Origin of the sequence: Lysobacter enzymogenes, from assembly GCF_017168095.1 — a bacterium.
GTDB lineage: Bacteria > Pseudomonadota > Gammaproteobacteria > Xanthomonadales > Xanthomonadaceae > Lysobacter > Lysobacter enzymogenes_D.
Genome location: NZ_LXSD01000663.1, coordinates 1 through 8,762 on the forward strand (window position 1 = coordinate 1; position 8,762 = coordinate 8,762).

General features: G+C 74.4%; 1 protein-coding gene. It reads left to right on the forward strand.

Going from position 1 to position 8,762, the window contains the following annotated elements:
- Positions 1 to 31: 31 nt before the first annotated feature.
- A partial coding sequence (locus tag A7A76_RS25360) for a non-ribosomal peptide synthetase (protein ID WP_241201185.1) occupies positions 32 to 8,762 on the forward strand: 8,731 nt, incomplete at its 3' end.

Sequence of the window (8,762 nt, forward strand, 5' to 3'; positions counted from 1 at the left end):
GACGCTCGCAGCGGCGCCGCGCGGCGAGCGCATGCCGCTGTCGTACGCGCAGCGCAGCCTGTGGACGCTGGACCGGATCGACGCGACCGGCGCGGCCGGCGCCGCCTACAACCTGCCGATCGCGTTGCGCGCCGACGGCGCGCTCGACCTCGACGCGCTGCGGCGCGCGCTGGCCGAACTGAGCCGCCGCCACGAGAGCCTGCGCACCGCGTTCCGCCGCGACGGCGCCGAGCTTTACGCGCAGATCCTGCCGGCGCAGGCGCTGGAACCGGAACTGCACGACCTGGCCGCGCTGGCGCCGGCCGAGCGCGAGGCCGAAGCCGCGCGCCTGCAGCAAGGCGAAATGCGCCACCGCTTCGACCTCGCCGCCGGCCGGCTGTTGCGCGCGCTGCTGCTGCGGTTCGACCCGCAGCGGCATCTGCTGATCCTGACCACCCACCATATCGCCGCCGACGGCTGGTCGGCGGCGCTGCTGGTCGACGAACTGCGCGCGCTGTACCACGCCTATGCCGACGGCGGCGCTTCGCCGCTGCCCGAGCCGGCGCTGCAGCACGCCGACCACGAGGCCTGGCAACGCGCGCGCATGGACGAAGCAGCGTTGGCCCAGCGCGCCCAGCGCAGCCGCGAGCGCCTGCACGGCGCGCCGACGGTGCTGGAACTGCCGGCCGACCGCGCGCGTCCGCCGGCGCAGTCCTACCGCGGCGCGCTGCACCGCTTCGTCCTGCCCGCGTCGCTGCGGCAAGCGCTGCAGGCCTTGAGCGCGCAGCACGACGCCACCCTCTACATGACCCTGCTGGCCGGCTTCAACGCCTTGCTGGCGCGGCTGTCCGGCGCCGACGACATCCTGACCGGCTCGCCGCTGGCGCTGCGCGCCGAGCCGGGCCTGGAACAGGTGGTCGGGCCGCTGCTCAACACCGTGGTGCTGCGGCTGCGCCTGGGCGACGATCCGAGCTTCGCCGAACTGCTGGCGCGCGCGCGCGCGACCACCCTGGACGCGTACGACGAACAGGACCTGCCGTTCGAGCGCGTGGTGACCGAACTGCGGCCGCCGCGCGATCTGTCGCGCCCGCCGCTGGTGCAGGCGCTGTTCTCGCTGCAGAACTATCCCGCCGCGGCCGCGCCGGCGAGCGCGCTGTGGCAGCGCGCGCACAGCCCGTGGAGCCACGCCAAATACGATCTGTCGCTGTACGTCGAGGAAACCGCCGACGGCTTGGCCTGCGAGTGCGAATACGCGACCGACCTGTTCGACGCGGCCACCGTGGAAGGCTGGTGCGCGCAATGGGCGGCGCTGCTGGCGGCCGCAGCGGCCGATCCGCAGGCGCGCCTCAGCCGTCTGGTGCCCGTGGCCGACGAAGGCGCGGCCGCTGCCGACGATGCCGCCGCCGCCGCCGACGGCAATCGCGCGCTCGCGGGCTACGACCGCCTTTCGATCCCGGCGCTGATCCGCGAACAGGCGCGGCAACGCCCGCACGCCGTCGCGGTCGGCTGCGGCGAGCGCAGCCTGAGCTACGCCGAACTCGAGCGCCGCAGCAGCGCGCTGGCGCGGCGCCTGCGCGCCGCCGGCGTCGGCCCCGGCGAGCGGGTCGGCATCTGCGTGGAACGTTCGGTCGAACTGAGCGTGGCGCTGCTGGCCGCGCTCAAGTCCGGCGCCGCCTACGTGCCGCTGGACCCGGCCTATCCGCAATCGCGCCTGGACTACATGATCGGCGACAGCGGCCTGCGCTGCGTGCTCTGCGATCGCGCCGGCGCGCCGCGGGCGGCGGCGACGCTTCCGCGCGAGCGCCTGATCGCCGTCGACGACCTCCCCGACGGCGACGCTGCGGCGGCCGGCGAGGGCGACGACGCGTTCGGGTACGAACGCCCCGCCGACGGCGTCGCCTACGTCATCTACACCTCCGGCAGCACCGGCCGCCCCAAGGGCTGCGTGATCACCGACCGCGGCCTGCTCCATCTGCTGCACGCACTGGCCGAGCGTTTCGGACTCGGCCCCGACGACTCGCTGCTGGCGGTGACGCCGTACAGCTTCGACATCGCCGGCCTGGAACTGCTGATGCCGCTGCTGCGCGGCGCGCGCGTGCACATCAGCCCGGCCGGACACGCGCGCGATGCCGCGCGCCTGGCGCGCAGCATCCGCGAACTGCGCCCGACCTTGATGCAGGCGACGCCGGCGACCTGGCAGATGCTGCACCGCGCCGGCTGGCGCAACGACACCGGCATGCAGGTGCTGTGCGGCGGCGAAGCGCTGCCCGAGCCGCTGCGCGAAGCGCTGGCCCAGGGCGGCCCGGCGTGGAACCTGTACGGCCCGACCGAAACCACGATCTGGTCGACGCTCGACGCGATCTCGGCCGATTCGCCGGTCACCATCGGCCGGCCCATCGCCAACACCCGGGTCTACGTGCTCGACGCGGCGATGGCGCCGGTGCCGGCGGGCGAGGAAGGCGATCTGTACATCGGCGGCGACGGCGTCGCCCGCGGCTACTGGAACCGGCCGGCGCTGACCGCGCAGAGTTTCCTCGCCGATCCGTTCTCGGTCGGCGGGGTGATCTACCGCACCGGCGACCGCGCGCGCTGGCGCGCCGACGGACGCCTGGACTACCTCGGCCGCGCCGACGCCCAGATCAAACTGCGCGGCTTCCGCATCGAGCTGGGCGAGATCGAAGCCGAGCTGGCGCGGCATCCGCAGATCGACCTGTGCGCCTGCGCGGTGAATCGCGACGGCGAGCCGCAACTGGTCGCCGCGTTCGTCGCGGCCGCCGGCGCGCGACCCGGGCGCCGCGAGCTGCAGGACTTCCTGCGAGCGCGCCTGCCCGAACACATGATCCCGGCGCGTTTCGTCGCGGTGCCGGCGCTGCCGCTGACCGCGAACGGCAAGACCGACCGCAACGCCGTCGCCGCATTGAGCGAAGCCGAAGCGGCGCCGGCGGCCGGGCAGGGCGAACTGGCGCCGCGCCTGCTGGCGCTGTGGCGCGAGGCGCTCGGCCGCGACGAGGTCGACTGCGACGAAGGCTTCTTCGAACAGGGCGGCAGCTCGATGCAGGCGGTGATCCTGGCCGAGCGCATCGCCGCCGAGCTGGCGCCGGGGTTCGAGGTCACCTCGTTGTTCGAGTTCGGATCGCTGTCGCGCCTGACCGAGCATCTGCAGGCGCAGGCGCTGCCGCCCACCGCGCCAGTGCGGCAGTCCGAGCCGGCGCGGCCCGCGGCCGCGGCGCAGGCCGGCCCGGGCCTGCCCGCGTATTACGCCGACAGCGTCGCCATCGTCGGCATGTCCTGCGCGTTCCCGGGCGCGCGCGATCACGACGAGTTCTGGGCCAACCTGCTGCAGGGCCGCGAGAGCATCGAGCGCATTCCCGACGCGGAACTGCGCGCGCTCGGCGTTCCCGCGCACGTGCTGGCCGATCCGAACTACGTCGCGGTGCGCTCGGATCTGGCCGGGCGCGACCTGTTCGACGCGGATTTCTTCAACGTGTCCGAACGCGACGCGCAGTTGATGGATCCGCAGCTGCGGCTGCTGCTGACCCACGCGTGGCGGGCGATCGAGGACGCCGGCTACCGCGTCGGCGAGATCGCCGACACCGCGGTGTTCGCCACCGCCAGCAACAGCGCCTACCACGCGCGCCTGCTCGCCTCGGCGCCGGCCTCGGCGCAGAGCATCGAGCAGTACGTGGGCTGGATCATGGCCCAGAACGGCACCCTGCCGGCGGTGATCTCGCACAAGCTCGGCCTGCGCGGGCCGAGCCTGTTCGTGCATTCCAACTGTTCCTCGTCGCTGAGCGCGCTGGATCTGGCGCGGCGGCGGCTGCTGGAAGGCGAATGGCGCCACGCCCTGGTCGCGGCCGCGCGCGTGGCCAGCTTCGAGGGCGCCGGCTACGTCCACCAGGACGGCATGAACTTCTCCAGCGACGGCCGCCTGCGCGCGTTCGACGCCGCCGCCGACGGCGCGGTCGGCGGCGAGGGCGTGGCGGTGCTGTTGCTCAAGCGCGCCGCCGACGCCATCGCCGACGGCGACCACGTCTATGCGCTGCTGCGCGCCAGCGCGGTCAACAACGACGGCGGCGACAGCGCCGGCTTCTACGCGCCCAGCGTCGCCGGCCAGCGCGCGGTGATCGAGCGCGCCCTGGCCGCGGCCGACATCGCGCCCGAATCCATCGCCTATGTCGAAGCGCACGGCACCGGCACGCCGCTGGGCGACCCGATCGAAGTCGCCGCGCTGTCGCAGGCCTACGGCCGCCACACCCAGGCGCGGCAGTTCTGCGGGATCGGATCGGTCAAGACCAACATCGGCCACCTCGATACCGCCGCCGGCCTGGCCGGCTGCATCAAGGCGGCCTTGAGCCTGTCGCGCGGGCGGATTCCGGCGACCCTGCATTTCCGCACCGCCAACCCCGCGCTCAAGCTCGAGCAATCGCCGTTCTACGTGGTCGATGCGGCGCAGGCCTGGACCGGCCCGCGGCCGCACCGCGCCGCGGTCAGCTCGATGGGCGTCGGCGGCAGCAATGCGCACGCGATCCTGGAGGAGTGCGCGGCCGCCGCCAGCGGCGACGAACTCGCGCCGGGGCCGTGGCTGTTCCCGCTGTCGGCGCGCGATCCGCATTGCCTGCGCGCCAGCGCCGAGCGCCTGCTCGCGTTCGTGGCGGGCGCGCCGTCGCTGCCGGGTCTGGCGTTCACCCTGCAGGCCGGGCGCGAACCGATGCCGCACCGGCTGGCGATCCTCGCCGCCGATGCGCAGGAACTGCAGGCGCGGCTGCGCGGCTATCTGCGCGGCGACGCCGCCGCGGGCGTTTACAGCGGTCACGCCGCGCGGGCCGCGGCCGGCGACCGCACCGGCAATCGAAGCGACGATCCGGCCGGCGCCGAACTGCAGACCGCGCTGGCGCGCTGGGCGGCGCAGGGCCACTACGATCAGCTCGCTTCGCTGTGGGTCAACGGCTTCGCCTTCGATTGGCGCGCGCTGTACCCGAACGGCGCGCCGCGCCGGATCAGCGCGCCGACCTATCCGTTCAATCCGCGCCGGTTCTGGCTCGATACCCTCGATGCGCCCGCCGCTGCGGCGGCGCCGGCGCCCGTGCCCGCGACCGCAGCGGTGCAACTGTTCGCCGAGCGCTGGGACCGCGCCGCCGACGCACCGGCGGCGTGGCCGCACCGGCAATGTCTGGTGCTGTGCGATTTCCCCGCCGATGCGCCGCTCGCGCGCGCGCTCGCCGGGCGCGCGTCCGGCTCAGACCTGCGCAGCCTGCCGCGCAGCGACGCCAGCGTCGGCGCGCGTTGCCTCGCCCACGCCGAAGCCTTGCTGGAACTGCTGCGCGAGACCGCCGCCGCGGCGCCGGCGTTGCTCCGGCTGGTGCTGCCGGCCGACGACGACGGCGCGCTGTACGCCGCGCTGGCCGCATTGCTGCTGAGCGCGAAACGCGAATACGACCGGCTCGAGGTGCAGATCCTGCGCGTGGCCGCCGATGCCGATGCGCAGGCCCTGGCGGCGCTGCTGCTGGACGCGCCGCCGCCGGCCGCGCGGCAGCTGCGCGACTATGGCTCGCCAAGCCCGCGCACGCGCCGATTCGAGGCCGTGCGCGAACGCGACGGCGGCGCGCCGCCGTGGCGCGACGGCGGCCGTTATCTGATCGCCGGCGGCGCCGGCCGGCTCGGCCTGCTGCTGGCGCGGGAGATCGCCGCGGACCTGTGCAGCGGCCGCATCGTCCTGACCGGCCGCGGCGAACTCGCGGCGGATGCGGCCGCCGCGGTGGCGGCGCTGGCGACGCCGACCCTGCACGTCGAATACCGCCGCGCCGATATCGCCGATGCCGCCCAGGCCCAGGCCCTGCTGCAGTCGCTGCACGCGCAGTACGGCGGCCTCGACGGCATCGTCCACGCCGCCGGCGTGCTCGACGACGGCTACCTCGCGCGCAAGCGCGCCGGACAGGCGCGCGCGGTGCTGGCGCCGAAGGTGAGCGGGCTGGAAAACCTCGACCGCGGCCACGGCGCGGCGGCGCTGGATTTCCTGATCTGCTTCGGCTCGATCGGCGGCGCGCTCGGCAGCGCCGGCCAGAGCGATTACGCCGCGGCCAACGCCTTCATGCGCGGCTACGCCGCGGCGCGCAACGCCCGCGCCGCGCGCGGCGAACGCTACGGCCGCGCGCTGTGCATCGACTGGCCGTACTGGCGCGACGGCGGCATGCGCCTGTCGGCGCAGGCCGAGGCGGAACTCGCCCAGGCCGGGCTGGCGCCGCTGCAGGCGCGCGACGGGCTGGCGGCGCTGCGCCGCGCCTGGAACAGCGGCGAGTCCTGCGTGACGGTGCTGGCGGGCGAACCCGCGGCGGTGGCCGCGCTGCTGGACGGGCACGAATCGCGCGTGTCGCCGGCCGCAACGACGGCGCAGACGAGCGCCGACGAAGCAAGCGACGGGCTTGCGCGCGCGGCCGTGCGGCGCCTGGTCGAAGTGTTCGCCGAGGTGTCGAAGATCGACCCCGCGCGGATCGACCCGGAGCAGGCGCTGGAAGCGTTCAGCATCGACTCGATCATGATCGCCCAGCTCAACCAGCGGCTGGCCGGCGCGTTCTCGGGGCTGTCCAAGACCTTGTTCTATCAGTACCGCACGCTGGCCGAGATCGGCGAGCACCTCGCCGCCGACCACGCGCAGGCCTGCCTGCGCTGGAGCGGCGCTGCGGCCGGCGCCGCGCAGGCCGTGGCGGCGATCGCGACCGCAATCGAAACCCGGATCGACGCCGAAGCGCCGCGCGCGACCGCGCTGGCCGCCGCCGCACCGGCCAGCGCGCGCCGCGCGAGCTCGTCCGCGCGCGAGCCCATCGCCATAGTCGGCCTCGCCGGACGCTATCCGCACGCGCGCGATCTGGATCAGTTCTGGCGCAACCTGCGCGCCGGCCGCGACAGCGTCGGCCCGATCCCGGCCCAGCGCTGGTCGCTGGACGGCTTTTTCTGCGCCGATCCGGACAGCGCCGTCGCCCGGCGCATGAGCTACAGCCGCTGGGGCGGCTTCCTGGAAGGCTTCGCCGAGTTCGATCCGCTGTTCTTCGGCATCGCCCCGGCGCAGGCGCTGGACATGGATCCGCAGGAGCGGCTGTTCCTGCAGACCTGCTGGCAGGCGCTGGAAGACGGCAACTACACCCGCCAGCGGCTGGCGCAGCGCCACCGCGGCCGGGTCGGCGTGTTCGCCGGCATCACCAAGACCGGGTTCGAGCTGCATGCGCGCGATCTGGCCGCGCAGGGCGATCCGGCCACGCCGTACACCAGCTTCAGTTCGGTCGCCAACCGGGTCTCGTATCTGCTCGACCTCAACGGACCGAGCTTCCCGATCGACACCATGTGCTCGGCGTCGCTGACCGCGATCCACGAAGCCTGCGAGCACCTGCTGCGCGACGAGTGCGAACTGGCCCTGGCCGGCGGCGTCAACCTGTACCTGCATCCCTCGACCTATGTCGGGCTGTGCTCGCAGCGCATGCTGTCCACCGACGGCCGCTGCCGCAGCTTCGGCGCCGACGCCAGCGGCTTCGTACCGGGCGAGGGCGTCGGCGTGGTCCTGCTCAAGCCGTTGTCGGCGGCCGAACGCGACGGCGACCGCATCCACGGCACGATCCTGGCCTCGGGCATCAACCACGGCGGACGCACCCACGGCTATACCGTGCCCAATCCGCGCGCGCAGCGCGATCTGGTCCGCGACACCCTGGCCCGCGCCGGCGTCGGCGCCGACCGAATCGGCTGCGTGGAAGCCCACGGCACCGGCACCGCGATGGGCGATCCGATCGAAGTCGAGGGCCTGAGCCAAGCCTTCGCCGCGACCACCGCGAACACCGGGTTCTGCGCGCTGGGGTCGGTCAAGTCGAACATCGGCCACCTCGAGGCCGCCGCCGGCATCGCCGGTTTGACCAAGGTGCTGCTGCAGTTCCGCCACGGCGAGCTGGCGCCGACGCTGCACAGCGAGCGGCCGAATCCGGACCTCGATCTGGCCGCGACGCCGTTCGTGCTGCCGCAGCGCGCCGAACCGTGGCCGCGTCCGCACGCGCGCGACGGCGTGCCGGCGCTGCGCACCGCCACCGTGTCCTCGTTCGGCGCCGGCGGCGCCAACGCCTTCCTGGTCGTGCAGGAATATCCGCATGCCGCTGCGCCCAAGCCGGCGACGCCGGCGTCCGCGCCAGCGCTGTGGGTGTTGTCGGCGCGCCGCGCCGACCGCCTCGCCGAGTACGCGCGGCGCCTGGCCCAGGCGCTGGAGCAGGGCGACTACGGCGACGCCGACCTCGGCGCGATCGCGGCCACCTTGCAGCTCGGCCGCGAAGCGATGGAACACCGCCTGGCGTTCGCCGCCTCGTCGCTGGCGCAGGCGATCGCGATCCTGCGCGGCTACGCCGAAGGGCGCGCGCCCGTTGACGCCCTGCATGTCGGCAAAGCCGGGCGCGACGGCGCCGCGGCGGCGCACACCGTCGAGGCGTTGCTGCGCGAAGGCCGCTACGAGCCGGCGCTGGCGGCCTGGGTCGCGGGCGCCGCGCCGGACTGGTCCGCGCTGTATGCGCAAACGCCGGCGCTGGTGGCGTTGCCGACCTATCCGTTCGCCGAAGAGACCTACTGGCCGGTCGCGGCACCGGCAGCGCTCGCCGGCGCGGCCGAGACCGCGGCCGAACCACGCTTCGCGATGGCCGAAGGCGCGCGCCTGCTGACGCCCGAATGGCAGGACGCCGCGGCGCCCGATGCGCCGGCGCCCGCGGGCGAGTGGCTGGTGATCAACGCCAGCGCCGCGCAGTTGCGCGCGCTCGCGGCGC